This window comes from Kribbella sp. NPDC051586 (assembly GCF_044453965.1).
Lineage (GTDB): Bacteria > Actinomycetota > Actinomycetes > Propionibacteriales > Kribbellaceae > Kribbella.
On the sequence record NZ_JBITDF010000001.1, the window covers coordinates 1,524,053 to 1,548,259 of the forward strand.

Annotated in this window: 24 protein-coding genes and 1 riboswitch; of the genes, 14 read left to right on the top strand and 10 right to left on the bottom strand. The window is 69.1% G+C overall.

Annotated elements, in window-relative coordinates; all coding sequences use genetic code 11:
• Positions 1 to 15 precede the first annotated feature (15 nt).
• On the bottom strand, positions 16 to 1,794 hold the full coding sequence (locus ACIA58_RS07555; protein WP_396402759.1) for an ABC transporter ATP-binding protein: 1,779 nt from the start codon (positions 1,792 to 1,794) through the stop codon (positions 16 to 18).
• Positions 1,791 to 3,551 (bottom strand): ABC transporter transmembrane domain-containing protein, encoded by a 1,761-nt coding sequence (locus ACIA58_RS07560; protein WP_396402760.1) that lies wholly within the window; start codon positions 3,549 to 3,551, stop codon positions 1,791 to 1,793. Before ACIA58_RS07560 ends, ACIA58_RS07555 begins: the two co-directional genes overlap by 4 nt.
• A gap of 139 nt (positions 3,552 to 3,690) precedes the next feature.
• Here ACIA58_RS07560 and ACIA58_RS07565 point away from each other — a divergent pair, with 139 nt between their 5' ends.
• Positions 3,691 to 5,100, top strand: a complete 1,410-nt coding sequence (locus ACIA58_RS07565) for an MFS transporter (protein WP_396402761.1) — start codon at positions 3,691 to 3,693, stop codon at positions 5,098 to 5,100.
• Here the strand turns inward: ACIA58_RS07565 and ACIA58_RS07570 are convergent.
• Positions 5,087 to 6,103 (bottom strand): GTP pyrophosphokinase family protein, encoded by a 1,017-nt coding sequence (locus ACIA58_RS07570; protein WP_396402762.1) that lies wholly within the window; start codon positions 6,101 to 6,103, stop codon positions 5,087 to 5,089. The two genes, ACIA58_RS07565 and ACIA58_RS07570, sit on opposite strands and share 14 nt — an antisense overlap.
• A gap of 149 nt (positions 6,104 to 6,252) precedes the next feature.
• Between ACIA58_RS07570 and ACIA58_RS07575 the strand changes: the two genes are divergently transcribed.
• The 5 genes from ACIA58_RS07575 to ACIA58_RS07595 all read left to right on the top strand — a co-directional run bounded on the left by ACIA58_RS07575 (position 6,253) and on the right by ACIA58_RS07595 (position 11,315).
• Positions 6,253 to 7,446: an ATP-binding protein gene (locus ACIA58_RS07575; RefSeq protein ID WP_396402763.1), complete on the top strand. Its 1,194-nt coding sequence runs from the start codon at positions 6,253 to 6,255 to the stop codon at positions 7,444 to 7,446.
• 148 nt (positions 7,447 to 7,594) lie between these two features.
• Positions 7,595 to 8,338 carry a DUF3152 domain-containing protein gene (locus tag ACIA58_RS07580; RefSeq protein ID WP_396402764.1) on the top strand — a complete coding sequence of 248 codons (744 nt, stop codon included), beginning with the start codon at positions 7,595 to 7,597 and terminating at the stop codon, positions 8,336 to 8,338.
• Between the two features lie 31 nt (positions 8,339 to 8,369).
• On the top strand, positions 8,370 to 9,200 hold the full coding sequence (locus ACIA58_RS07585) for a hypothetical protein (protein ID WP_396402765.1): 831 nt from the start codon (positions 8,370 to 8,372) through the stop codon (positions 9,198 to 9,200).
• Positions 9,197 to 9,859 (top strand): alpha/beta fold hydrolase, encoded by a 663-nt coding sequence (locus tag ACIA58_RS07590; protein WP_396402766.1) that lies wholly within the window; start codon positions 9,197 to 9,199, stop codon positions 9,857 to 9,859. The genes ACIA58_RS07585 and ACIA58_RS07590 overlap by 4 nt, the downstream gene beginning before the upstream one ends.
• 18 nt (positions 9,860 to 9,877) lie before the next feature.
• Positions 9,878 to 9,994, top strand: a riboswitch (TPP riboswitch).
• A complete protein-coding gene (locus ACIA58_RS07595; RefSeq protein WP_396402767.1) occupies positions 9,990 to 11,315 on the top strand; it encodes a purine-cytosine permease family protein in 1,326 nt (441 codons plus the stop codon). Its footprint overlaps the riboswitch before it by 5 nt.
• Positions 11,316 to 11,383: 68 nt before the next feature.
• Here ACIA58_RS07595 and ACIA58_RS07600 read toward each other — a convergent pair whose 3' ends face one another.
• Genes ACIA58_RS07600 through ACIA58_RS07615 form a run of 4 tightly spaced genes read right to left on the bottom strand, consistent with a single transcriptional unit; the run spans position 11,384 to position 14,920 of the window.
• Entirely contained in the window at positions 11,384 to 11,617 is a 234-nt protein-coding gene (locus tag ACIA58_RS07600; RefSeq protein ID WP_396402768.1) for an anti-sigma factor family protein, read from the bottom strand.
• Positions 11,614 to 12,255, bottom strand: coding sequence for an RNA polymerase sigma factor (locus ACIA58_RS07605; RefSeq protein ID WP_396402769.1), 642 nt, complete (start codon positions 12,253 to 12,255; stop codon positions 11,614 to 11,616). The genes ACIA58_RS07600 and ACIA58_RS07605 overlap by 4 nt, the downstream gene beginning before the upstream one ends.
• Before the next feature lie 23 nt (positions 12,256 to 12,278).
• Positions 12,279 to 12,983 carry a flavodoxin family protein gene (locus tag ACIA58_RS07610; RefSeq protein ID WP_396402770.1) on the bottom strand — a complete coding sequence of 235 codons (705 nt, stop codon included), beginning with the start codon at positions 12,981 to 12,983 and terminating at the stop codon, positions 12,279 to 12,281.
• 8 nt (positions 12,984 to 12,991) lie between these two features.
• Positions 12,992 to 14,920 carry a thiamine pyrophosphate-binding protein gene (locus ACIA58_RS07615; protein WP_396402771.1) on the bottom strand — a complete coding sequence of 643 codons (1,929 nt, stop codon included), beginning with the start codon at positions 14,918 to 14,920 and terminating at the stop codon, positions 12,992 to 12,994.
• An 86-nt stretch (positions 14,921 to 15,006) separates the two neighbouring features.
• Here ACIA58_RS07615 and ACIA58_RS07620 point away from each other — a divergent pair, with 86 nt between their 5' ends.
• Positions 15,007 to 15,624: a hypothetical protein gene (locus tag ACIA58_RS07620; protein ID WP_396402772.1), complete on the top strand. Its 618-nt coding sequence runs from the start codon at positions 15,007 to 15,009 to the stop codon at positions 15,622 to 15,624.
• 16 nt (positions 15,625 to 15,640) lie between these two features.
• Positions 15,641 to 16,324 carry a class I SAM-dependent methyltransferase gene (locus ACIA58_RS07625; RefSeq protein WP_396402773.1) on the top strand — a complete coding sequence of 228 codons (684 nt, stop codon included), beginning with the start codon at positions 15,641 to 15,643 and terminating at the stop codon, positions 16,322 to 16,324.
• Between the two features lie 90 nt (positions 16,325 to 16,414).
• Here the strand turns inward: ACIA58_RS07625 and ACIA58_RS07630 are convergent, their stop codons facing one another.
• Positions 16,415 to 16,996 carry a methylated-DNA--[protein]-cysteine S-methyltransferase gene (locus ACIA58_RS07630; protein WP_396402774.1) on the bottom strand — a complete coding sequence of 194 codons (582 nt, stop codon included), beginning with the start codon at positions 16,994 to 16,996 and terminating at the stop codon, positions 16,415 to 16,417.
• On the bottom strand, positions 16,989 to 17,483 hold the full coding sequence (locus ACIA58_RS07635) for an RNA polymerase sigma factor (RefSeq protein WP_396402775.1): 495 nt from the start codon (positions 17,481 to 17,483) through the stop codon (positions 16,989 to 16,991). The genes ACIA58_RS07630 and ACIA58_RS07635 overlap by 8 nt, the downstream gene beginning before the upstream one ends.
• Before the next feature lie 235 nt (positions 17,484 to 17,718).
• On the opposite strand from ACIA58_RS07635, the gene ACIA58_RS07640 reads away from it, so the two are divergent.
• From ACIA58_RS07640 to ACIA58_RS07660, 5 genes are read left to right on the top strand one after another with little or no spacing between them, the layout of a single operon-like run.
• Complete coding sequence (locus tag ACIA58_RS07640) at positions 17,719 to 18,261, top strand: flavin reductase family protein (protein WP_396402776.1); 543 nt, start codon at positions 17,719 to 17,721, stop codon at positions 18,259 to 18,261.
• Positions 18,254 to 19,294 (top strand): ABC transporter substrate-binding protein, encoded by a 1,041-nt coding sequence (locus ACIA58_RS07645; RefSeq protein WP_396402777.1) that lies wholly within the window; start codon positions 18,254 to 18,256, stop codon positions 19,292 to 19,294. Before ACIA58_RS07640 ends, ACIA58_RS07645 begins: the two co-directional genes overlap by 8 nt.
• Positions 19,291 to 20,127, top strand: coding sequence for an ABC transporter permease (locus ACIA58_RS07650; RefSeq protein WP_396402778.1), 837 nt, complete (start codon positions 19,291 to 19,293; stop codon positions 20,125 to 20,127). The genes ACIA58_RS07645 and ACIA58_RS07650 overlap by 4 nt, the downstream gene beginning before the upstream one ends.
• Positions 20,103 to 20,816 (top strand): ABC transporter ATP-binding protein, encoded by a 714-nt coding sequence (locus tag ACIA58_RS07655; protein WP_396402779.1) that lies wholly within the window; start codon positions 20,103 to 20,105, stop codon positions 20,814 to 20,816. Before ACIA58_RS07650 ends, ACIA58_RS07655 begins: the two co-directional genes overlap by 25 nt.
• Positions 20,813 to 22,141 carry an LLM class flavin-dependent oxidoreductase gene (locus ACIA58_RS07660; protein WP_396402780.1) on the top strand — a complete coding sequence of 443 codons (1,329 nt, stop codon included), beginning with the start codon at positions 20,813 to 20,815 and terminating at the stop codon, positions 22,139 to 22,141. The genes ACIA58_RS07655 and ACIA58_RS07660 overlap by 4 nt, the downstream gene beginning before the upstream one ends.
• A gap of 173 nt (positions 22,142 to 22,314) precedes the next feature.
• On the opposite strand, the gene ACIA58_RS07665 is transcribed toward ACIA58_RS07660, so the two are convergent.
• Entirely contained in the window at positions 22,315 to 23,295 is a 981-nt protein-coding gene (locus ACIA58_RS07665) for a zinc-binding alcohol dehydrogenase family protein (protein ID WP_396402781.1), read from the bottom strand.
• Between the two features lie 39 nt (positions 23,296 to 23,334).
• On the opposite strand from ACIA58_RS07665, the gene ACIA58_RS07670 reads away from it, so the two are divergent.
• On the top strand, positions 23,335 to 24,198 hold the full coding sequence (locus tag ACIA58_RS07670) for a glycerophosphodiester phosphodiesterase (RefSeq protein ID WP_396402782.1): 864 nt from the start codon (positions 23,335 to 23,337) through the stop codon (positions 24,196 to 24,198).
• Positions 24,199 to 24,207 lie beyond the last annotated feature (9 nt).

A 24,207-nucleotide genomic window follows, 5' to 3' on the forward strand; every position in this document is an offset into this window, starting at 1 on the left:
CACCCATCCGGTGCGTCAGCGCTCGCCGTGCCAGGAGTGCCAGAGCGCGGCGTACGGGCCCTGGGCGTCGACGAGCTCGTCGTGGCCGCCCAGCTCGACGATCTTGCCGTCCTCGACCACGGCGATCACGTCGGCGTCGTGCGCGGTGTGCAGCCGGTGCGCGATCGCCACCACGGTCCTGCCCTCCAGAACGGTCGCCAGGGACCGCTCCAGGTGCCGGGCCGCGCGCGGGTCCATCAACGAGGTCGCCTCGTCCAGGACGAGCGTGTGCGGGTCAGCGAGCACCAACCGAGCCAGAGCGACCTGCTGCGCCTGGGCCGGCGTCAGCGAGACCCCACCGGAGCCCACCTCGGTGTCCAGCCCGTCGTCGAACCCGGCGACCCAGCCGTCGGCGTCCACTGACCGCAGCGCCGCCCACAGGTCGGTGTCGGTCGCCGCCTGCCTGGCCAGCCGCAGGTTGTCCCGGACGCTGCCCACGAACACGTGGTGCTCCTGGTTGACCAGGGCCACGTGACTGCGGACCTGCTCGGCAGACATCTGGTCGAGCGCCGCACCACCGAGGGTGATGTCACCCACGCGTGGTGAGTAGATGCCCGCCAGCAACCGGCCCAGTGTCGATTTCCCCGCACCAGAAGGCCCGACGAGCGCCACGCGGGCACCCGGCTCGACCGTCAGCGTCACACCGTGCAGGACGTCGCGACCCTCGAGGTAACCGAACCGGACGTCGTCGGCGAGCACGGTCCGGCCGTCCGGCTCCGCGTCGCTCTCCGTCGCCTCGGTCTCCACCTCACGGACGCCGACCAGCCGGGCCAGCGACACCTGGGCGACCTGCAGCTCGTCGTACCAGCGGATCATCATGTTGACCGGCTCGACCAGCATCTGGATGTACAGCGCACCTGTGGTGAGTGCGCCGACGGTGATCCAGCCCTGGATGGCGAAACCGCCGCCGATCACCAGCACGGCCGCCAGCGCGACCGTGTGGGTCATGTTGATCACCGGGAACAGGATCATCCGCAGGTACAGCGTGTACCGCTCCCAGGCGACCCACTGACCTATCCGGGTGTCACCCAGCTTGATCCGGCGATCGCCGAGCCGGTGCGACTCCACGGTCCTGCCGGCGTCGACGGTCTCGGCCAGCGCGGACGCGACCGCGGCGTACCCGGCCGCTTCCGACCGGTACCCCGATGGTGCGCGCCGGAAGTACCAGCGGCCGCCGACGATCAGGATCGGCGCGGCGATCACCACCGCCACGGCCAGCGGCGGCGCGGTGACGACGAGCGCACCGATCAGCAGACCCGCCCAGATGACCGCGATCGTCAGCTGCGGCACGGCGTCGCGCATGGCGTGCGACAGCCGGTCGATGTCGGTGGTGATCCGCGACAGCAGGTCACCGGTCCCGGCGCGCTCCAGCACGCCGGGCGGCAGCCCGACCGACCGGACCAGGAAGTCCTCGCGCAGGTCCGCGAGCATCTCCTCGCCCATGACCGCACCGCGCAGCCGGGTCATCCGCACGAAGATGGTCTGGACGACCAGGGCGATGAGGAAGCCCGTCACGACGTACGGGAGCTGGACATCGGTCTTGCCCTGCGAGAGCTTCTCGACCACGTTGCCGAGCAGCCAGGGCCCGACCATGCCGCTCAGCGCCGCCACCGCGTTCACCAGCGTCAGCCAGCCGAACGCACGGCGGTGCCGGCGGAACAGCGTCTTCAGGTAGGCGCGCACGGTCGCGCTGCCCGCCACCGGGAGCCGCACTACTTCCTGCGGGGCTGCCGGGTCGTACAGAGGGCGCTTCACGCCAACTCCTCAACGGTTTGTTCGTCTTCACGGGTTACGGCGGCGCGGTACCGCCTGTTGGTGTGCAGCAGCTCGTGGTGAGTACCGACGGCGTCGACGTGGCCGTCCGGCACGAACACCACCCGCTCCGCCCGGTCCAGCATCAGCGGGCTCGACGTGAACACCACGGTGGTCCGGCCGGCGCGCAGCAGCTGCAGACCGTCGGCGATACGCGCCTCGGTGTGCGCATCCACCGCACTGGTCGGCTCGTCCAGCACGAGCACCTGCGGGTCGACGTACAGCGAGCGGGCCAGTGCGACGCGCTGGCGCTGACCACCGGACAAGGAACGCCCGCGCTCGGTCAGCACTGCATTCATGGCGTCGGACTCACCAGCGGGCAGCGTCTGCCGCAGTACGTCGAGAATGTCGGCGCACTGCGCAGCGTCCAGCGCCGTCTCCGGAGAGACCGCACCAGTGGCAGGCACATCGAAGAGCTCGCGCACCGTCCCGGACAACAGCACTGGGTCCTTGTCCTGCACGAGTACCACGGTCCGCGCGGACTCCAGCGGGATGTCGTCCAGTCCGACGCCGCCAAGCAGCACCGACGCCTCGCCGTCAGCTGTCGGGCTGTGACCACCCAGCCGGTCGGCCAGCAGACCACCGGCATCCGGGTCGCCCGAGACGACCGCTGTGAAGCTCCCAGCCGGGATGTGCAGGCCGGTGACCGGGTCGAGCAGGTCACCCTGCGGCAGCTGCGCCTCGGCGGTGCCCTTGGTCTCGTCGGTCCGCCGCAGCGACAGCACGCGCGCGGCCCGGCGGGCCGACACCTTCGAGAAGATGAACGCGCTCGCCGTCTCCTCGAACGTGTGCAGCGGCACGAGCATGAACGTGATGAGCCCGTACGTCGTGACGAGCTCGCCGACCGAGATCCGCCCGGACGTCACCAGCCGGACGCCCATCCAGACCACGACGACCAGGAACAGTCCGAACAGCAGCACCTGCAGCGCCGCGATCAGCGACCACATCCGCGCACTGCGGACCGCGCTGCTCCGGTACTGCTGTGAGGCCTCGCGGTACCGCTCCAGGAACAGCTGCTCACCGCCGATGCCGCGCAGCACGCGCAGACCGGCGACGGTGTCGGCGGCCAGCTCGGTGGCGCGGCCGCCCTTGGCCCGCTGCTCGTCCGCACGGCGCTCCGCGGGACCCATCAGCGGCACGATCGAGAACGCCAGCACCGGCACGGCGACGGCGACGACCAGACCGAGCTGCGGCTCGTAGAACAGCAGACCGATCACGACCGCGAAGCAGGTCAGCAGCGCGGCGGCGAAGCGGCCCAGCACCTCGACGAACCAGCCGATCTTCTCGACGTCACCGCTGCTCACGGCCACCACCTCGCCGGCGGCGATCCGGCGGGTCAGCAGCGAGCCGAGCTCCGCGGCCTTGCGCATCAGCAGCTGCTGCAGGCGCGCCGCAGTACTGATCCAGTTCGTCACCACGGCGCGGTGGAAGAACGAGTCGGCGGCGGCCTTGGCCGCGCCGAACGCGAGCAGCAGCGCACCGGCGAGGATCAGTTTGGGCCAGGACAGATCGATCGCCGCCTGCACGGCGATGCCGACGGCAACCGGAGCGGCGGCGATGCCGCCGAAGTAGACCAGACCCCAGAACACCGCGAGGGCCTGCCCGCGCAGCTGCTGGTGCTCCAGCCAGACAATGAGTCGGAGACCGGACCGGGTGTCCGGCACACCCGGGTCGGCGAACGGAAGGAGGCGCAAAGACATGACGTCTCACAAACAAGGCATAGAGGGATGAAAGAGGCGCCTGACCAGGCGAACAGAACAAGCCTAGGTGGCCCCGCCGACAGTCCGTCAAACCGTTTTCCCGGCCGGTAGTACAGTCTTCAAGCATGAAGGGAGCCGGGTGGAGGAGCTGAGTCGCCGGCGACGGCTGCTGGTGCTGGGGATCTGCTGTTCCAGTCTGTTCATCGTCGGGCTGGACTCGACGATCGTGAACCTGGCGCTTCCGGCGATCCGGTCCGAGTTCGGGGCCTCGGTCGAGAAGCTGCAGTGGACGATCGACGCCTACACGCTGGTGCTGGCCAGTCTGCTCATGGTGTCCGGATCGACGGCGGACCGGATCGGGCGACGGCGGACGTTCCAGGCGGGTCTCGTGCTGTTCGGGATCGGGTCGTTGCTGTGCGGGATCGCGCCGACCATCGACCTGTTGATCGCGTTCCGGGTGTTGCAGGCCGTCGGCGGCTCGATGCTGAACCCGGTCGCGATGTCGATCATCACCAACACGTTCACCAATCCGCGCGAGCGGGCGCAGGCGATCGGCGTCTGGGGCGGCGTGGTCGGGCTGAGCATGGCGGTCGGGCCGGTGGTGGGCGGGACGCTGGTCGACGCGGCCGGCTGGCGGTTCATCTTCTGGATCAACGTGCCGGTGACGGTGGCCGCCGTACTGATGACGGCGTTCTTCGTACCGGAGTCGCGGGCCGCAGTGCCGCGTCGGATGGATCCGGTCGGACAGGTGCTCGTCGTACTGCTGCTCGGCGGGCTGACGTACGGGATCATCGAGGGGCGTGCGGCTAGGTGGGGCTCGCCGCTGATCATCGGGTGTTTCGCGGTGTGCGTGGCGGCCGCGGTGACGCTGGTGTACTACGAACGCCGTCGGGAGGAGCCGTTGCTCGAGCCGCGGTTCTTCCGGAGTGCGCCGTTCTCGGGCGCCACGCTGATCGCGGTGTGTGGGTTCTCGGCGTTGTCGGGGTTCCTCTTCCTCAACTCGCTCTATCTGCAGTCGGCGCGTGGGTTCAGCGCATTGCATGCCGGTTTGCTGACGCTCCCGATGGCGGCGATGACCGTGGTGTTCGCACCGATCTCCGGCTGGTTGGTCGGCCACCGTGGACCGCGCGTACCGCTGGTGGTCGCCGGGACCATGCTGACGGCGTCCGGCCTGATCCTGTCCCGGCTGGGGACGTCTACCTCGACTGCGCAGTTGCTGATCGGCTATCTGGTCTTCGGACTCGGTTTCGGCATGCTGAACGCCCCGATCACCAACGCGGCGGTCTCCGGCATGCCACGCGCCCAGGCCGGCGTCGCAGCCGCCATCGCCTCGACCAGCCGCCAGGTAGGTGCCTCACTCGGCGTGGCGATCGCAGGCACCGTCCTCACCGCCCGCCTGGTGGGACCACTGGAGACAGGCTTCGTCGACGCGGCCCGCCTGTGCTGGTACATCATCGCCGCCTGCGGACTGCTGGTGTTGGTGCTTGGGCTGATCACGACGAGCCGCTGGGCACTGAGCACCGCGGACGCTCTCGTCAAGACTGGATAATTCCGGCGCGGGTCAGGGCCTTGAGGCGGCCGCGGAGGATCTTTTGCCGGCGTTCTTCGTCGGGGAAGAGCTCCAGGTAGGCGGGGCCCTTGGCGGCGAGGAGGTCGTCGTCGAGGCGTCGTACCGTGCCGGCCGGGGCCCTGTGGGTCATGGCGGACTGGACTGCTTCGCTGTCGATGCCGGTGAGGAGGTCGGTCAGCTGCTCCTCCGTGGCGACGCCGAGGCGGTGCAGCACGCCGAGGATCCAGGCGTAGTGCGTGGTCTTGGCGTGCGGCGCGTCCGGGTAGCGGCGGGTCAGGTACGTCGTCAGCGTCCCGGTGGTGAGGTCCAGCGGAGCCTTGTCCTCCGCGGTCGCCGCCAGCTCGCGGTACAGCCGGTCGATCTCGGTGAACTCGTTGTCGGCCAGCTCCATCAGTGCCGCGGCGAGCAGGAACCGCCGGTCGAACTCCGGCTTGCGGTCCGGCGGGATGTCCAGCTTGTACCGGATGTCGTGCTCGAACTCGGCCCACGCGTGCTGGACCGCGGTACGGACCTGGATCTCCATCACCAGGTTCTTCAGTACGGCGTACTCCGGCAGCTCGCGGCGGTGCGCGTTCAACCGGACCAGATAGTGCTTGCTCGCGTACCCGAACACGCCCTGCGCCCGGGTGTGCGCGCCCATGTCGGTGTGCTCGACGATCTCGAACTCTTCCTCGATCACCTCGCACACCCGGTCCACCGCCTCGACCAGGAACGTGATCACCCGCGCCGCCACCAGGTCGGTGATCTGGTTCAGCGGGTCGTCGTACTTCGGACGGCCCGGATCGTCCGGGTGCGACTTCGACGCCTTCGCGAGGAACGACTCCGGCTCCTTGGCGCGCGCGGTCGCGGTCAGGTAGTTGATGCCCTCTTCTTCACCGATCAGCTCGTTGATCAGCGCCTCGAGCTTGCGGGCGCCACCGACGTACTGCTGGTGCACCCGCTCGTACAACGTCCCCGCCTGGCGAGCCCACTCCACCTGCATGCCGGAACGATAGTGCTCTTCGGGTCGCTCGTGGTGTCTATCGTTTTCTAGTCATTTTGCTAGAAAGCTGTAGAGACCTGTCACGACACGCTCTCGCCGTTGATTGGTCAATCTACGGAAAACGCTATACGGGCTCATACAGTGAAAGCATGGATCCGATCCGGAATCCCTATGCGCCCGGCGCCGGTCAGCGGCCGCCTGAGCTGGCCGGACGCGACATCGAGGTGCGGCAGTTCGAGGTGGTCCTCGAGCGGGTCGCGGCAGGCAGACCGGAGCGGAGCCTGGTGCTCAGCGGACTCCGGGGCGTGGGCAAGACGGTGCTGCTCAACACGCTGCGTTCCCAGGCGATCAAGCGGGCCTGGGGCACCGGGAAGATCGAGGCGAGGCCGGAGCAGAGCATCCGGCTGCCGATCGCGCAGGCCCTGCACACCGCGATGCGGGAGCTGGGGCATCGGCATCGCGACGATGAGCGGGTCGACCAGTTCAGCGCCGTACTCAAGGCTTTCGCGCTGCGGACCGGGGCCGAGGACCGCAAGGGCATCCGGTGGCATCCGCCGGTGGACGTGGCCGCGGCGAAGGGGCGCGCCGACTCCGGCGACCTGGAGATGGACCTGATCGAGCTGTTCACCGACGCTGCCGATCTGGCCGGTGACCTGTCGGTCGGGGTCGGGCTGTTCATCGACGAGATGCAGGACATCAGTGCGGACGACCTGTCCGCGCTGTGCGCCGCATGTCACGAGATCTCGCAGCAGAGCGCGCCGCTGGTGGTCGTCGGCGCCGGACTGCCGCACCTGCCCGCCGTACTGTCAGCCAGCAAGTCGTACTCCGAGCGGCTCTTCCGGTATGTCCGCGTCGACCGGCTCGCGCGTGACGCGTGCGACCGGGCGCTGATGGTGCCGGCGGAGAGCGAAGGCGTGCAGTACGACGAGGAGGCGCTGGACGAGCTGTACGCACAGACCGACGGCTACCCGTACTTCGTGCAGGCCTTCGCGCACTCCACCTGGGACCATGCGCCGACGTCTCCCATCACCATCAAAGACGTTGCCGTAGCCGCCCCCGAGGCCTCTGCGGAACTCACCGTCGGGTTCTTCGGCTCCCGCTACGAGCGGGCCACCCCGGCCGAACGCGAGTACATGCGCGCCATGGCCGAGCTGGGCATCGGCGTCGACGACGGCTCCGTCCCCACCGCCGAGGTAGCCAGCACCCTCAACCGCAAACCCCAGTCCCTCTCCCCAGCCCGAGACGGCCTGATCAAAAAAGGCCTCGTCTTCTCCGCCGAACGAGGCACCGTAGCCTTCACCGTCCCCCACTTCGGAAAATTCCTCCGCACCCGCACGGCTTAACGGAACTGGGGTTTCGTGAGGTGGCAGGTACTGGATAGGGTCGATTGTCATGACCACCCGGCGGAGCGGCCAGCGTGTGGGGACGCGTGGGCGGCACAGTCGGCGGAAGTCCTATCGAGGGCAGTGGTTTGCGGTTACTGCGCTGGCCGTGTTGGGGACTGTGGTGGTGGCGCATCCGGATGTCGCGCATCGGGCCAGCCTGGCGGCTGAGGTGGTTGCGGGGGCCGGCGAAACGGTGAGTGCGGAGCCGTCCGTGGAGACGCCTGTGCCGAAGCCGGTGACTACTCCGACGCAGAAGTTCACCACTCCGTTGCGGCCGGCACCGACCTTGACGCGGAAGCCGAAGGGGGCCAAGCCCAACGTCCTGGTGTCGACCGGGAAGCTTTCGGTGGTGCCGGGGTTCAACAAGGCGAGCGGGGTGCGCGACAAGCTGACGTACCGCGTGGAGATCGAGCAAGGGCTGTCGGTCAATGGCGCCGCCGTCGCCGCGGCGATCCACAAGACGCTGACAGACCCGCGTGGTTGGCAGGCGCTGCATCCGGTGAGTTTCGAGCGGACCGACAAGGTCGACGCCGATCTCCGGATCATCCTCGCGACGCCGGCGCTCACCGACAAACTCTGCCTGCCGCTCGACACCGGCGGTGAGGTGTCCTGCCGCGTCGACGACCGCGTGGTGCTCAACGCGAAGCGCTGGATGTACGGGATCCCGTCGTACGGCGGGAACGTCGAGCTGTACCGCAGCTACCTGGTCAACCACGAGGTCGGCCACGCGCTCGGGCACGGCCACTCGACCTGCACCAAGCCGAAGACCCCCGCGCCGGTGATGATGCAGCAGACCAAGGGCCTGGCAGGCTGTCTACCGAACGCCTGGCCGACGATCAAGGCCACCTGAGAAACTAGGTACGACGGGAAGGAGCACAGCGATGTCGTCACAGGACTTCCCGACGTACGGCCGGGGCGAGCAGCCCGATCAGCCCGAGCACCAGCAGGCCCAGGAGCAGGACCACCACTACGCCCCGCCCACGCCGTACGGCGGTGGCACCTACGGCGTCGGCCCCGGCACTCCGCCGGCCGAAGGCCCCTACGCCCAGCCGCAGCCCTACGGCACCACCCCGGGTCAGTACGGCGGCCCGCCGCCCCAGAGCGCGCACCACCCTCAGCCGCCCACATACCGTCCCGGTCACCCGTACGGCGCTCCGGCGAGCCCCGAGCCGCACGAGCTCCCTGTGTACGGACGGGAGCAGCCGCGCGACCCCCGCGCTGCCCGGGTCGTCGGCCTGGCCACCGTGGTCGCCGGGTTCTACGGACTGCTCGTCATCTCCGTCCAGCGGGTCTCGCTGCGCGACATCTCGCAGGCGCCGGGCTCCCCGCTCAACCACCCGCTCCGCACCGACGTGATCGACGCGATCGGCCAGTTGCTGCTCGTGGTCGTCGGCGCCGCTGCGCTGTTCATGTGGCTCCGCGACGTTCTCGCGCGCCGCAAGGCTGGTCGCCGGCCCGAGCCGACCGAGCTGGTCGGTCTGCTCTTCGTCGCGGTGTCCGCGGTGCCGATCCTCATCTGGCTGATCATGGTGCTGTCCACCGGCCTGGGCTCCATCGACGACTCGGTCCACCGGCTGCCCACGGCGTACGGCTGGGGCGGCGCCGGGCTGCTGATCCTCGCCGTCGGCCTGTTCCTCGGGTACCGCGAACTGAAGCCCGACGTACCGAACCCGGTCGTCCAGGGTCCACCGGCCAAGGCACCGTGGGAGTGAGCGCACCTGTCGTCCTGGTGCCCGGCCTGGGCCTCGGCCCCGAGTCGTACGCCCGGACCGTCGAGCACCTTGTCACCTCGTACCACGTGGTCACTCTTCCCGGGTACGGCGAACCGGCCGGTGCCCGCGAGGACCTGCACCCGACGGCGCTCGCGGTCGCCCTCGCCGGGAAGATCCGCGAGCGCTCCGTCCTCGTCGGCCACTCGGCCAGCTGCCAGATCATCGTCGAGCTCGCGGTCCGGTACCCCGAGCTGACCCACGCTCTGGTCCTGGCCGCTCCGTCCGGCGACGTCCGGATGTCGAGCTGGGTCGATCGAGCGGTCCGCCTCTTCGGCTCCGCCATCCCGGACGCGCCGAAGCTGGTCCGCACAGTCACCCCGCAGTACGCGCGTACGACCCTGCCGACCATCGCCCGGGCGGGAGAGGCCTCCCGCCACCACGACCTGGCCGGTGTCATCACCCGGGTCAAGGCGCCGGTGCTGATCGTCCGCGGCAAGCATGACCTGCTCGCGACGGCGGAGTGGGTCGAGCGTCTCGCCGAGCTCAGCCACGGGGAAGCCCGGACGCTCGACACCGGCGCTCACATGCCGGTCGTCACCAACGGCCCGGAGCTGGCCGCTCTCATAGAACGGGCAGCGGCCCTCCCCGAAACCAGCTGACGCGTTAGACTCCGAGGCACAAACCTATGCGGGAGCTCGCACCGAGACGCGCGGGCTGAGAGGGCGACAGCAGGGTCGCCGACCGCCTGAACCTGACCGGGTAATGCCGGCGTAGGGATTGGGGTCACTCATGACCGATACCGCTGTTCGTCCTGCCAGCTCGACCGAGGCACCGCTCGTCCTCACCACGGACGCGCCGCGGACGCTCGGCTTCTTCGACCAGTTCACGCTCTGGGGCAACTTCGGCATCTCGCTGTTCGGCCCGGTGACCGGTGCGCTCGTGGCGGCGTACACGGGCTCGCTGTGGCAGGGGCTGCTCGCGGTCGTCGTCGGCTGCGGGATCGGGGCGCTCGTGCTGGGTGGTGCGGCCGTGTTCGGCTCGCACACCGGGGCGCCGGCGATGGCGAGTCTGCGCGGCCTCTTCGGCCGTCGCGGCTCGATCGCGCCAACCGTGCTGAACATCGCGCAGAACGTCGGCTGGGCCACGATGGAGATCATCGTGATCTCGCAGGCCGCTGTCGCGGTGACGAGTGAGCGCTGGCGCTGGCTGTTCGTCGTACTGGCCGGGATCATCGCGACGACGATGGCGGTCCGTCCGCTGGGCAGCGTGAAGATCCTGCGGAAGTTCATGGTCTGGCTGGTGCTGATCGCGTCGGTCTACCTGTTCGTGCAGGTGCTCAGCAAGCCGGTGCATGCACTGCCGCAGGACAGCGTCTTCGGCTTCTGGCCAGCTGTCGACCTCGCCGCCGCCGGTGTCGTGTCGTTCGCGCCGCTGGCTGCCGACTACACGCGGCACTCGCGCACCAACAAGGCTGCGTTCGCGGGGTCCGCGCTCGGCTACGGCCTGGCAGCGATCGGGTACTACGCCCTCGGCGTCGTGGCAGTGGCGACCTTGCAGACCAACAGCGACGACGTGATCACGGCACTGGTCACCCTGCCCGCCGGCGCGATAGCGCTGTTCGTACTGCTGGTCGACGAGGTCGACGAGGCGTACGCGAACGTCTACTCGACCACGATGGCCGCGCACAACCTGATCGGCCACATCGACCGGCGGTGGATCTCGGTCGCGATCGGCGTCATCGCCACCGGCATCGCGCTGGTGGTTGACCTGGGCAACTACACGCAGTTCCTGTACCTGATCGGCTCGGTCTTCATCCCGTTGTTCGCGGTCGCGATCGCGGACTTCTTCGTGGTCAGCAAGATGAACTGGGACGTCTCCGGTACGGCGAAGTTCCGCTGGCAACCGACGCTCGCCTGGCTGATCGGATTCGTCGCGTACCAGTTGGTCAACCCCGGCACAGTCTCCGGCTGGTCGCCGTTCTGGACCAAGCTGCAGCAGGCGATCTTCGACCACCAGGCCGTCCCCGGCTGGCTCGGCGCGACGTACACGTCGATCGTCATCTCGATGCTGGCCGCGGTTCTGCTCGGCCGGATCGGTCGTCGGCAGGCTGCCTGAGCAGCACGAACAGACTGGTGAAGTGGACTTCCGGCATACCAGGTCAGTGCCGGCAAGCCCGCCCGGCGTTACAGCTCCCTCGGGAACGCGCGGAACGCCTCCAGCAGGCGGTCGCGGGTCTCGGCGCTGAGCTTCTCGGGCTCGACCTGTCCGGCCTCGGCGATGGTACGGCGCAGTTGCTCGACGTAGATGTCGCATCCGTCGCAGACCGCGAGGTGGTCCACGAAGCGCCGTTCGGTCTCTGGATCCAGCGCTCCGTCCAGGAAGGCGGTGACGAGCTCGACCAGCTCCGCGCAGGTCATGAGCCGACTCCGGTGCTCGCGAAGTACCGCTCGAGCTCTCCGCGGACGGTGGCGCGGGCCCGGTGCAGCAGAACCCGCTGGTTCGCCGCCGAGAGGCCGAGCAGCGAACAGACCGCGCCGGCGTCCTGTCCGTCGATGTCACGCAAGGTCAGCACCACCTGCTGGCGCGTAGGGAGATTCTCGATCGCGGTGGCCACGGCGGCCCGTACCTCGTTGGCGAGGACCTCGCCCTCGGTGGTCGGCCAGCGCTCCGGGAACGCCCGCCAGCCGCCCGGATACTGGTCGTCGGCTCCGCGGAAACGGGCCGGGTCGACGGTCGGCTCGTGATCCGGGCCCAGGCTCGTCCACGGCACGGTGCGATGCTCGCGCGAACCGCGCTTGCGGGCGATGTTGACCAGGATCCGGTAGACCCAGGTCTGCAGCGACGCTCGTCCCTCGAACCGCTCGATGCCCTGCAGGACCGCCAGCCAGGTGTCCTGCACGACTTCCTCCGCGCTGGCCGTGGTCGACACGAACGACCTCGCCAGCCGCAGCATCGAGCCCGACCAGCTGTTCAGCAGGCAGGCGAACATGTCCTCGTCCCCGGCCCGGAGCCCGGCGACGAGGATGTCGTCCGTCGGCAGTACCGCCGCCCCCACAGGCTGACGGTACAACAGGATGGTCAGCGGTACTCCGGGTTCTCGAAGTCGTAGCGGCAGCCGGCGTCCCACTCCGACCGCTGGTTGCCGTGCGCCGGGATCCCGCCGGCGTCCCGGACGATCCGGGCCAGATGCATCAGGTTCCAGGTCATGAACGTCGTGTTCCGGTTGGTGAAGTCGTTGTCCGGCCCACCGGAGCCCTCGTCGAGGTACGACGGACCGGGCCCGGCCTCGCCGATCCAGCCGGCATCGGACTGCGGCGGAATCGTGTACCCGAGGTGCTGCAACGAGTACAGGACGTTCATCGCGCAGTGCTTCACGCCGTCCTCGTTGCCGGTGATCAGGCAGCCGCCGACCCGGCCGTAGTACGCGTACTGCCCGTGCTCGTTGAGGATCGAGGAGTTGCCGTACAAGCGCTCGATCACCTGCTTGGTCACCGAGCTGTTGTCGCCCAGCCAGATCGGCCCGGCGATGACCAGAATGTCGGCGGCCATCACCTGTTCCTGGATCGCCGGCCAGGCGTCGGTCGCCCAGCCGTGCTCGGTCATGTCCGGCCACACGCCGGTCGCGATGTCGTGGTCGATCGCGCGGATCACGTCGACCTGGACGCCCTGCTTCTCCATGATCTTGCGGCTGATGTCGATGAGACCCTCGGTGTGGCTGATCGCGGGCGACCGCTTCAGGGTGCAGTTCAGATACAGCGCGCGCAGGTCGTCGTACTCGGGCACGGTTCCTCCTAGAGAAGTTCGGCGTCCTGCTCGATGCAGAGCAGGGCCGGGCCGGTGGTGGCGAAGAGTTCGGTCATCGCATCGTCGAGGTCCTCGCGGCGGGTGACCCGGATCCCGGCCGCGCCGCACAGCTCGGCGTACGCGGCCCAGTCGGGGTTGTGCAGCGACGTGTGCCAGACCGGGTAGTCGGCGGCGAGTTGTTCCTTGCTGATCTTGCCGAGCGAATGGTTGTCGAGCAGGACGTGCTTGATTCCGATGCCGTACTTCACCGCGGTCGTGAGCTCGGCGGCGTACTGCCCGAACCCGCCGTCGCCGGTGACCGCGACGACCGGCCGATCCGGTGCGGCCGCCCAGGCGCCGAGAGCGGCCGGGTAGCCGAAGCCGATCGAGCCGAGGTACCCCGACATCAGCACCGGCTGTCCCTTGGACTCCAGGTACCGGCCGAGTGAGTACGCATGGTTGCCGACGTCAACGGTGACGACGGCCTCCGTCGGCAAGTGATTGCCGAGGGCATCGAAGACGGCAGCCGCGGACACCCCGCGACCGCGGTCGTCCTGGACCCGGCGCGCCTTCTCCGCACGCCAGATGGCCCATCGGTCGGCGACGTCGGGTCGCTGGTCGGTGGCCTTGGTGTCGGTGAGCCTGTCGGTCAGGGCACGAAGTGTGAGTGCGCCGTCGCCGAGGACGTCGACGGTGACCGCGTCGAACCTCCCGATCGCGGCGTGGTGGTCGTCGATCTGCACGATCTGCTTGTAGTTCGCGATCCCGGCGTGGTTCGAGAACGATGCGCCGACCACGATCAGCAGGTCCGACTCGTTCATCAGCCAGCTCGCGACCGGCGTACCGCTGCGACCGAGCACGCCGGCGCCGAGCGGATGCGTGTCCGGGACCAGGCCCTTGGCCTTGAAAGTCGTCAGTACCGGTGCGTTCAGACGCTCTGCCAGCTCGCGTACTTCGGCCTCGGCACCGCGCGCCCCGTGGCCGACGATCAGCACCGGTCGCCGGGCGTCCCGAATCACAGCGGCGGCGCGGGTGAGCGTCTCCGAGTCGGGCTGGATGCACCGCCGGGACAGCCGGCCGGCCGGGGTCTTCGCGGCCGCGTCGGACGGCAGCACCTGCACCTCGTCGGGCAGCACCAGATGGGCGACTCCACGCCCGTCGATCGCATGCTTGACCGCCAGCGCGGCGAGCTCCGCGTGATCGCTGCCAGCCTGGACCGCGGTGCTCGACACCGCGACGTCCTTGAAGACCGCGGTCAGGTCGAGGTCCTGGAAAGCGCCGCGGCCGAGGACCTTGGACGGCACCTGCCCGGAGATCGCGATGACGGGCGAGCCGTCGAGCTTGGCGTCGTACAGCCCGGTGAGCAGGTTGGTCGAGCCCGGTCCGGCGATCGCGAAGCAGGCCGCCGGACGGCCGGTGAGCTTGCCGTACGCCGATGCCGCGAACGACGCGGCCCCTTCGTGCCGGATGCCGACGTAGGTCAGCTCGCCGCGCTCCTCCGCCCGGCGCATCGCCTCGGCGAACCCCAGGTTGGAGTGACCGACCATGCCGAAGACATGACTGATGCCATGGGCAACCAATGTCTCGACCAGCACGTCGGCTACCGTCCGGACCGGCGCCGGCGGGTCCGGAAGCTGCACGTAGACGCCGTCCGGCCGCTCGTCCACCGGATACGACGGAACACCGTCGGAGAATCCTTCCGGTGGCTGCCCGGTGATCGGGTCGTAGTCGTACCCGTGCCAGGGGCAACGCAGCAGACCCTTCTCGATCGAGCCCTCGCCCAACGGACCGCCCTGGTGCGGGCACTTGTTCTCCAGCGCTCCGAGCCGCGCGCCGCAGCGTGCGAGCGCGACGCTCCGGCCATCGACGACGACACTGCGGACCCGACCGTCCGCCGGCACGTCGTTCTCGTCCACCCGATGCCAGTTGCCCGACATGTAACGCCTCCCACCCGTCGCGACACCAACCCTTTGGATGAACAGTGCCGTTCCGCGGCCAGCCGTTACAGGAGGAAACTGCAGCCATGGATGAACGTTCGCTTGCCGTAACCCGTCGTTCCCTGCACGGCGTCGCCGAGCTGGTGCTGGCCGGACCGCAGTACCGCAGTGGTGGTGGCATCAGGCTGCGCGTAGTACCGGGTGGTTTCGCCACGCTGGCCGACCCCGCACTGCGGGTGGACGGCGACCGCCTGGTCACGCCGGCCGGGCCGCTCCCGCTGACCGGCACCTACGCCGAACTGGCCGCCGCGGCCGGGCTGGAGGCGTCCCGCCTCGACGACGTGTACGGCGGCGGCCCCGGCGTACTGCCTGACGAGGAGTTGGAGGTCGACCAGGCGGCCGCGCGCCTGCTGGCGGACGCGTTCGCGCGTGGCGATGTGGCCCTACGGCAGCTCGCCCCCGACCAGACGCCGGTCCTCTGGCCGGAGCATTTCGACGTCGGCATCACCCTCGACGAGGTCAACTACGGCGTGTCGCCGGGTGACGACGCCATTCCGGAGCCGTACGCGTACGTCGGTCCGTGGACACCGCGGACCGGTGATTTCTGGAACACGTCGTTCGGCGCGGCGCGACCGCTGTCCGAGCAGACCGACGTACTCGCGTTCTTCGAAAAAGGGAGGGCCCTGGTCACTGACCCGGAGTAACCGGAATACTTGCGGCATGCTGAATTCCGCACTGCGCAGCCGGGCCGAGTACGCGGAACTGGGGGCCGACGGGTTGGCCGCGCGTACCACGCCCGAACGGGACGCGCTGATCGTCAAGGCCGTCGAGGAGTTGCTGGACGGTCGCGAGTCGGTGCTCGACCTGTGCTGCGGGTACGGCCGGATCGCGCTGCCGCTGCGCAAGGCCGGGAAGGTGGTCCGCGGGCTGGACATCTCGCCGAACCTGGTCGAGGCCGGCCAGGCGAAGGCCGCCGAGGAGGACCTCGCGATCGACTGGGCGATCGGCTCGATGACCGATCTGCCCTACAAGTGGGACTCGTTCGACGCGGTGATCTGTCTCTGGACGGCGTTCCACGAACTGTTCGCCGAGGACGAGCAGATCTCGACGATCTGCGAGATCTCCCGGGTGCTGAAGCCGGGCGGGATCGCGATCATCGAAGGCCCGGCCTGGGGACCGGCGACCGCGGCCGAGATCGCGAACGGGATGCGGCAGGGACCGGAGCACCGGATCGTCACGACCGAGTTCAGCGACAACCGCAGCGGCGTGCACTTCATCCACGACGAGATCAGCTACGGGCGGCTCTGCGCGGCCGCCGGAATCGACGACTACAAGGTCTACAAACGCGACTGGGGCGGCCGGCGGCGGCTCATCCTGGAGATTCACGCCCCCGCAACTTCCTGACATGTCAACAGGAGCAGATCCCCACTCCACATTGGGGATCTGCTCCTTGTATTTCCGAGTCTAAATCCGCTCCGGGCAATTCCGGAAAACTCAGCTTTTTGCTTCGAGATTCAGCAAGAATCGTTTTGCGTCCAACCCCCCGGCGTACCCGGCAAGGGCGCCGTTCGCACCGACGACCCGGTGGCACGGGAGTACGACGCAGACCGGGTTCGCGCCCAGCGCCGTACCGACCGCGCGGGCCGCCTTGGGCTTGTCGATGTCAGCGGCAACGGTTCCGTACGTCGTGGTCGCGCCGTACGACGTGTGGGTCGGCAGGTCCGTGAGCACGAGGCGCTGGAACGGCGTCGCCAGCGCGAGGTCCACCTCCAGGTCGAAGGCCTGCCGGCGGCCGACGAGGTATTCGTCGAGCTGTCGCCGGACCTCGTCCAGCGGGCGGGCCTGCCGCAGTACCCGCGGGGACACGGCGCGGGCGAGGCGGGTGGTCATGGTTTCCTCGTCGCCGAACGAGCTGGCGACGACCCGGCCACCTGCGATCGCGAGCAGCATCGTCCCGATCGGGGTGTCGTGCAGTGTGTAGGCGACGTCGGCGTCGGGAAGGACGGGCCGCTTCGGTTCGGTCTGGCTCAGGTCGGGCATGGCGAGCCGGTTCAGCCGGCTCTCGAGATCAGTCATCATCTACTCCGAGTTTGCTGCGCAATGTCGCGAGCGCGTCGCTGACGAGCCGGCGCGATGCGGCGGGCGTGGTGTCCAGAGCGGCGGCCACGCCGTGGTGGTCCAGGTCGCCGACGTATTTGAGCGTGACCGCGAAGCGTTGCCGCTCCGGGAGCTCGTTGACCGCCCGCCAGAGATCGGGATCCGGCCAGGTGGCGGCGTCCGGGCCTTCGACCGCGACCGGCGGCGCCTCCTCCAGCGGACGCTGCGGTTTCCGCGCCCGGTGGACGTCGGTCGCGCACCGGGCCGTGATGGTGAGGAGCCAGCTGCGCAGGTTCTTCGCCGACGTCAGCGCCGGGTACGCCGCGTACGCCTTCTCCCAGGCGCGCTGCGCCGCGTCGTCGCCGTCGACCGGCCCGGCCATCGCCCGCGCCAGCCGGGCAACGTCCCGCCAGTGCGCGTCGATCAGCGCCTGGAACGGCGGCAGCTCGACCTTCTCCCGAGTCATCACGACAGTAGAACGCACGCGCCGGCCGGCCTGTGAGGGTGCCCGGTCCAGATCACGAGATTGTCTAGTTAGCTGATAGACAATGGTGCGAAGATAGCTGACATGACGACGACACTCCTCACCCGCCGTCGCGTCATCGATCTGCTGCGGACGGCGAGCGCCACCTGTCGGTGACGCGCTCCTCCTGTCTCCTCCGGCGAACTCTCGCCGCTCACCTTCCTCCCAAGGGAGTGACATGTCTGTTCCCGCATTGCATCGACCTGCCCTGTCCGTCGTACCCAACCGACCCGAAGAGCGGGTGGTGGACGCCGATGTCTACCGCTCCGTCTTCCGTCGCCACGCCGCCGGTGTCGTGGTGATCACCGCGGACGCGGGCTACGGCCCAGTCGGATTCACCGCGACCTCGCTGGTCTCGATCAGCCTGCTGCCGCCGCTCGTGTCGTTCGCGATCGCCACCAGCGCGTCCAGCTGGCCGACCGTGAGTACGGCGACCAGCCTGGTGATCAACTTCCTGTCCGCCGACCAGCACGCGATCGCGGGCCGGTTCGCGACCAGTGGGATCGACCGGTTCGCCGAGCCGACCCGCTGGTCCCGGCTGGCCTCCGGCGAGCCCGTGCTCGACGAGGCGCCGAGCTACCTGCGTGCGCAGGTCGAGCATCGATTCGCCGTCGGCGACCACTACCTGGTCGTCGCCCGCCTCGCCACCCACACCGAACGACGTGAGCACGAGCCGCTGCTCTACCACGACGGCAACTACGCGAAAGCACACCATGTTTAGAAAACGCCTCTCCACCCTCGTCGTCCTGCTCGCTGTCACGGTCACCGGCTGCAGCGGTAAGGCGGACGCCGACGCCAAGCTCTCGCTGGACGCCGCGCTGCCGACCACGGTCCCCGCCGGCGCCAAGATCGTCGTCGGCGATCCCACCACGGAAGTCGCACTGAAGCTCTCGGGCCAGTACGACCAGGTCTCGAGGTACGTGCAGTTCGCGAACCTCAGCGGCGGTCCGCAGACCACCGAGGCGTTCCGGGCGCACGCTCTCGACCTCGGATCGGTCGCCGAGATCCCGCCGATCAACGCGACCTGGACGGGTCTGGACGTGAAGATCGTCGCCTCCAAGTTCCGGCTGGATCCACTCACCCACCCGATCTACCAGCTCGGCATCGCGCCCGGGGTGTCGGTGAAGACGCTCAGCGATCTGCGCGGCAAGAAGATCGCGTACAGCCCGGGCCAGGCGCAAGGGGCGCTGGTCCTGAAGGTGCTGCAGAAGGCCGGGCTGACCAAGGACGACGTGAAGCTGATCGAGCTGCCTTCGACCGGCGACGTCTACTCGAACGCGCTCTCGTCCAAGCAGGTGGACGTCGCCCCGATCGGCGGCGTGCAGATCAAGCGGTACCTGGCCAAGTACGGCCAGGACGGTGCGAGCGCGATCGACCACGGTCTGCGCGACGACGCCGGACACCTCTACGGACCGGTCGGCTCGCTCGAGGATCCTGCCAAGGCGGCCGCGATCCGCGCGTACGTCGCGGCCTGGGCCGTCGCGCAGGAGTGGATCGACAAGCACCCCAAGGAATGGATCCAGGGGTACTACGTCAAGAACCAGGGCCTGACCGGGTCCGACGGCCAGTGGCTGGTCGACAACGCCGGCCACCCGGACATCCCGGCCGACTGGACCGACGCGATCCAGCGTCAGCAGGCAACCATCGAGCTCCTCGCCAAGGAGACCGGCAACAAGGTCATCCAGGCGAAGGATCTCTACGACCTGCGGTTCCAGACCGTCGCCGCGGACGCGATCAAGGCGGGTGCCAAATGAGTGCGACCACCCTGCCCGGGCTCCGTACGCGAGCGGCCGCGGGTCCTGTCGTACGCCGTCGTCGGCTCGGACCGGGGAAGCCGATCCGGTTCGGGGCGGCGATCGGGCCGGTGCTGCTGCTGGTGATCTGGAGCATCGGATCCGCGGCTGGTTGGATCGACCAACGGATCCTGTCCGCGCCGTGGACCGTGGTCAGCACGGCCGGCGAGCTGATCGCCGACGGCCGGCTCCAGTCGAACCTGTGGACGTCGGCCCAGCGGGCGCTGCTCGGGCTCGCGCTCGGGATCGTGCTCGGCGTCGTACTGGCGCTGCTCTCCGGCCTGTCCCGCCTCGGCGAGGCCGTCCTCGACGGACCGATCCAGATCAAGCGCGCGATCCCGTCTTTGGCGCTGCTACCGCTGTTGATCCTCTGGCTGGGCATCGGCGAGTCGATGAAGGTCGTCACCATCCTGCTCGGGGTGTTCATCCCGATCTACATCCACACCCACAACGGCCTGCGCACCATCGACAGCAAGTACGTCGAGCTCGCGCAGACGGTCGGCCTGTCCCGGTGGGAGTTCATCCGGCGCGTGGTCCTGCCGGGCGCCCTGCCCGGGTTCCTCCTCGGGCTGCGGTTCGCGGTGACCGGCGCGTGGCTGTCGCTGGTCGTCGTCGAGCAGATCAACTCCACCAGCGGTATCGGCTACATGATGGAACTGGCCCGCACGTACGGACAGACCGACATCATCATCGTCGGCTTGGTCGTGTACGGCGCGCTCGGCCTGATCTCCGACGCCGTCGTCCGCCTGATCCAGAGGAGGGCCCTGTCGTGGCGCCGAACGCTGGCCTCGTAAGCACGGTCCAGGTCCGGGAGCTGGTCCGCCGGTACGACGATCGCGCCGTACTGGACGGACTGGATCTGGACATCGCTCCGGGTGAATTCGTTGCGCTGCTGGGCAAGAGCGGTTCCGGGAAGAGCACGCTGTTGCGGGCGTTGGCCGGCCTTGACTACGACGTCGACGGATCGGGCGAGCTCGCCGTACCGGAGAACGTCTCGGTCGTCTTCCAGGACTCGCGGTTGTTGCCGTGGGCAAGGGTGCTCGACAACGTCGTACTCGGACTGAACGGCGCGGACGACCACGGTCTGCGCAGTTTGGCGGAGGTCGGGCTCGCGGGCCGCGAGAAGGCCTGGCCGAACGAGCTGTCCGGTGGTGAGCAGCAGCGGGTCGCACTGGCGCGGTCGTTGGTGCGGGAGCCGGAGCTGTTGCTCGCGGACGAGCCGTTCGGTGCGTTGGACGCGCTGACCCGGTTGAAGATGCACGTGTTGCTGCGGAAGTTGTGCGCCGCGCACCAGCCCGCCGTACTGCTGGTGACGCACGACGTCGACGAGGCAATCGTGCTGGCCGATCGGGTGATCGTGCTCGACCAGGGCGGGATCGTCGCGGCGGAAGTGGTCGAACTGGCCGCGCCGCGGAGTTCGGCCGATCCAGGATTCGCCGCGATCCGGTCGCGGCTTCTCGACGCTTTGGGGGTCTCGCTGTGAGTAGGCAATTGCATCTGAACGCGTTCCTGATGAGCACCGGGCACCACGAGGCGTCGTGGCGGCTGCCGGACAGCGATCCGTTCGCGAACACCTCGGTGGCGCACTACCAGGCCTTGGCGCAGCTGGCCGAGCGCGGGAAGTTCGACTCGATCTTCTTCGCCGACTCGCCGGTCCTGCTCGGCACCGTCGGCCGGCGGCCGGCCGGTTCGCTGGAGCCGACCGTGCTGCTGACCGCGATCGCCGCGGTGACGTCGCGGATCGGGCTGATCGCCACCGCGTCGACGACGTACAACGAGCCGTACAACCTGGCGCGACGGTTCGCCAGCGTGGACCACGTGAGCGGCGGGCGCGCGGGCTGGAACGTGGTGACGACGGCCGGTCCGGACGCGGCGCGCAACTTCAACCTCGCGGACCAGCCGGCGCACGCGGAGCGGTACGAGCGGGCGGCCGAGTTCCTCGAGGTCGCGTACAAGCTGTGGGACTCGTGGCAGGACGACGCGGCGATCGCGGACAAGGCCGCGGGCGTATGGGCGCTGGACGAGCGCGTGGTTCCGATCGATCACGTCGGACGGCACTTCCAGGTCCGCGGGCCGCTCAACCTGCCGCGGTCGCCACAGGGTCATCCGCTGATCGTGCAGGCCGGGTCGTCCGAGGACGGGAAGGGCCTGGCGGCGCGGTACGCCGAGGCGGTGTTCACCGCGCAGCAGACGCTGGGGGACGCGCAGGACTTCTACCGGGACCTGAAGGCCCGTACGGCGGCGCTGGGGCGTGATCCGGGGTCGATCAAGATCCTGCCGGGGATCGTGCCGGTGATCGGCTCCACGGTCGAGGAGGCTCAGCGGCTGGAGTCGCAGCTGGACGAGCTGATCCGCCCGGAGTACGCGCGCCTGCAGCTGGCGAAGACCCTGAAGGTGGCGCCGGAGGACCTGCCGTTCGACGAGCAGTTGCCCGCGGACCTTCCGGACGAGGACGAGATCGAGGGCGCGAAGAGCCGCTACACGCTGATCGTGACGCTGGCCCGGCGCGAGAAGCTGACCGTCCGCGAGCTGATCGGCCGACTCGGCGGCGGGCGCGGCCACCGGACGTTCACCGGTACGCCGGAGCAGGTCGCGGACGCCATCCAGCACTGGTTCGACGCCGGTGCCGCCGACGGCTTCAACATCATGCCGCCGGTGCTCCCGTCCGGACTTGAGACCTTCGTGGACGAGGTAATCCCCATCCTCCAGTCCCGAGGCCTCTTCCGGACCGAGTACACCGGCACCACCCTCCGCTCCCACTACAACCTCCCCCGCCCCACCAGCGCCCTACGAAACGCAACCGCCTAGACCGGCTGGTGCCGGGGCCGCCAGGTGGCCGCCCCAGCACCAGCCCCCAAACCCGGATCCCCACACCACCACAACCGCCCCGCGACCGGCACCACCCGCGGAAGCCGCCCCGCCAGCGCGCATTGCGATGGCCCACAGATCCGCACCCCCGGGCTCGCAGCCCACGCGGGGGTTTACGGATGGACTCGTACGACGAGCTTTCCGACCGCGCCGCCGTCCTGCATGAGGCGGTGGGCTTCGCCGATCTCGTCCATGGTGAAGACGCGGTCGATGCGGATCGGGAGCTTGCCCGCGGCGACCAGGTCGACGTAGCGCTGGAAGGCGTCCGCCGGGAGGTCGGAGCTCTCGCCGCCGTACGCGGTCAGCCGGACGCCGTTCGGGATGTAGTCCATCGGGTAGAAGTCCGGGATCGTCCAGGCATCGCTGAGCATTCCGGTGAAACACACCGTGCCGTGGACCGCGGTGGCTTTCAGGGTGTCCGGCAACACATTCGTGCCGACGAGTTCGAGCGCCGCGTGGACGCCGTCCGGGACAATCTGCCGCACCTTTTCCGCAACGTTGCCGTCATCAACGATCGGGTGATCGACGCCGAGCTGGCGCAGTACATCCAGCCGTTGTGGATTTCGCGTTGTCGAGAGGACGGTCAGCCCGTGTTCCTTCGCCAGTACGGCGGCGGCGACACCCACCGACGACGTACCGCCGCGGACCAGCAACGACTGACCCGGCTCGATCGCGAGACCCGTGTAGAGCGAGCCGTGGGCGGTCTGCAGCAGCTCCGGCAGCGCCCCGAGCGTCGCCCAGTCGAGGTCGGTCGTCACCGGTATGACCGACGACGCGGGTACGACGGTGTACTCGGCGTACCCGCCGTCGTACGCGCGGCCCATCCCGCCCATCATCGCGACCACCTGCTGCCCCGGCGCGAACTCGCCGCCCGGCGCCGCGTCGACCGTCCCGGCCGCCTCGATCCCGGGGACGACCGGGAACCGTGCGTTCGTCGCGAGGCCTGCGCGGAGGTGGTACTCGGACCGGTTCAGCCCGAACGCCTCCACCTTGATCCGCACCCAGCCGGCCCGCGCCGACGGCACCGCGACCCGCCGTACCCGCATCTCTTCAGGCGCCATCGGCCCGTCCAGCACAATCGCCCGCATGTCCATGCCGGCAATCCTCGCCGACGGTGTGAAAGAGTTTCCTTCATGCGGAAGCTCCCGCGCGTCGTAGCCCATCGCGGCGCCAGTGAAGTCAATCCGGAACACACCCTCGCGGCCTATCGCCGGGCGATCGAAGTCGGTGCGGACGGACTCGAGTGCGACGTCCGGCTGACCGCCGACGGGCACCTCGTCTGCGTCCACGACCGCCGGATCGAGCGCACCTCGAACGGCCGTGGCGTGCTGTCCACGATGAGCCTCGCCGAGCTCGAGTCGTACGACTGGGGCTCGTGGAAGCGCCCGTGGGCCGACCTCGACGAGGAGGCCGAGCTGCCCGGCCTCGACGTACGCAAGGTGCTCACGCTCGACACACTGCTCGCCACCGTCCGCGACGCGGGCCGGCCGGTCGAGCTGGCGATCGAGACCAAGCACCCGACCCGGTACGCCGGACTCGTCGAGAAGCGCCTGATCGAGGCCCTCGACCGCTACGGCTGGGCCCGCCCGAAACTCGGCTCGGAGTCGCCGGTCCGCGTGATGAGCTTCTCCTGGCTCTCGCTGCGCCGGCTGCGTACCGCGGCACCCGGCCTGCGCACCGTCCTGCTGATGGACCGCGTCCCCCTGCGCTTCCGCGACGGCTCGCTACCCACCGGAGTCTCGTACGCCGGCCCGAGCCTGGAGATCGTCACCGCCCACCCGGAGTACGTCGACCGCGCACAGAAACACGGCCACCAGGTCCACGTCTGGACCGTCAACGCCGAAGAAGACCTCCGCCGCTGCCGCGACCTCGGCGTCGACGCACTAATCACCGACCGCCCCGAGGCCGCCCTGAAGGTCCTCGCGGAGCCGCCGAAGCCTCCTACCCCGACCTATACCTATCCGCCCAGGAGCCGTGACCGGCGTCGTCGGACCTGACTTGCCGGC

Bases quoted from the DNA above. Each gene is read 5' to 3' on its own strand.
- ACIA58_RS07560 (WP_396402760.1), bottom strand. From the start codon at position 3,551: ATGTCTTTGCGCCTCCTTCCGTTCGCCGACCCGGGTGTGCCGGACACC.
- ACIA58_RS07570 (WP_396402762.1), bottom strand. From the start codon at position 6,103: ATGCAGGTGGAGTGGGCTCGCCAGGCGGGGACGTTGTACGAGCGGGTG.
- ACIA58_RS07575 (WP_396402763.1), top strand. From the start codon at position 6,253: ATGGATCCGATCCGGAATCCCTATGCGCCCGGCGCCGGTCAGCGGCCG.
- ACIA58_RS07585 (WP_396402765.1), top strand. From the start codon at position 8,370: ATGTCGTCACAGGACTTCCCGACGTACGGCCGGGGCGAGCAGCCCGAT.
- ACIA58_RS07595 (WP_396402767.1), top strand. From the start codon at position 9,990: ATGACCGATACCGCTGTTCGTCCTGCCAGCTCGACCGAGGCACCGCTC.
- ACIA58_RS07600 (WP_396402768.1), bottom strand. From the start codon at position 11,617: ATGACCTGCGCGGAGCTGGTCGAGCTCGTCACCGCCTTCCTGGACGGA.
- ACIA58_RS07615 (WP_396402771.1), bottom strand. From the start codon at position 14,920: ATGTCGGGCAACTGGCATCGGGTGGACGAGAACGACGTGCCGGCGGAC.
- ACIA58_RS07620 (WP_396402772.1), top strand. From the start codon at position 15,007: ATGGATGAACGTTCGCTTGCCGTAACCCGTCGTTCCCTGCACGGCGTC.
- ACIA58_RS07625 (WP_396402773.1), top strand. From the start codon at position 15,641: ATGCTGAATTCCGCACTGCGCAGCCGGGCCGAGTACGCGGAACTGGGG.
- ACIA58_RS07630 (WP_396402774.1), bottom strand. From the start codon at position 16,996: ATGACTGATCTCGAGAGCCGGCTGAACCGGCTCGCCATGCCCGACCTG.
- ACIA58_RS07635 (WP_396402775.1), bottom strand. From the start codon at position 17,483: ATGACTCGGGAGAAGGTCGAGCTGCCGCCGTTCCAGGCGCTGATCGAC.
- ACIA58_RS07640 (WP_396402776.1), top strand. From the start codon at position 17,719: ATGTCTGTTCCCGCATTGCATCGACCTGCCCTGTCCGTCGTACCCAAC.
- ACIA58_RS07645 (WP_396402777.1), top strand. From the start codon at position 18,254: ATGTTTAGAAAACGCCTCTCCACCCTCGTCGTCCTGCTCGCTGTCACG.
- ACIA58_RS07650 (WP_396402778.1), top strand. From the start codon at position 19,291: ATGAGTGCGACCACCCTGCCCGGGCTCCGTACGCGAGCGGCCGCGGGT.
- ACIA58_RS07665 (WP_396402781.1), bottom strand. From the start codon at position 23,295: ATGGACATGCGGGCGATTGTGCTGGACGGGCCGATGGCGCCTGAAGAG.
- ACIA58_RS07670 (WP_396402782.1), top strand. From the start codon at position 23,335: ATGCGGAAGCTCCCGCGCGTCGTAGCCCATCGCGGCGCCAGTGAAGTC.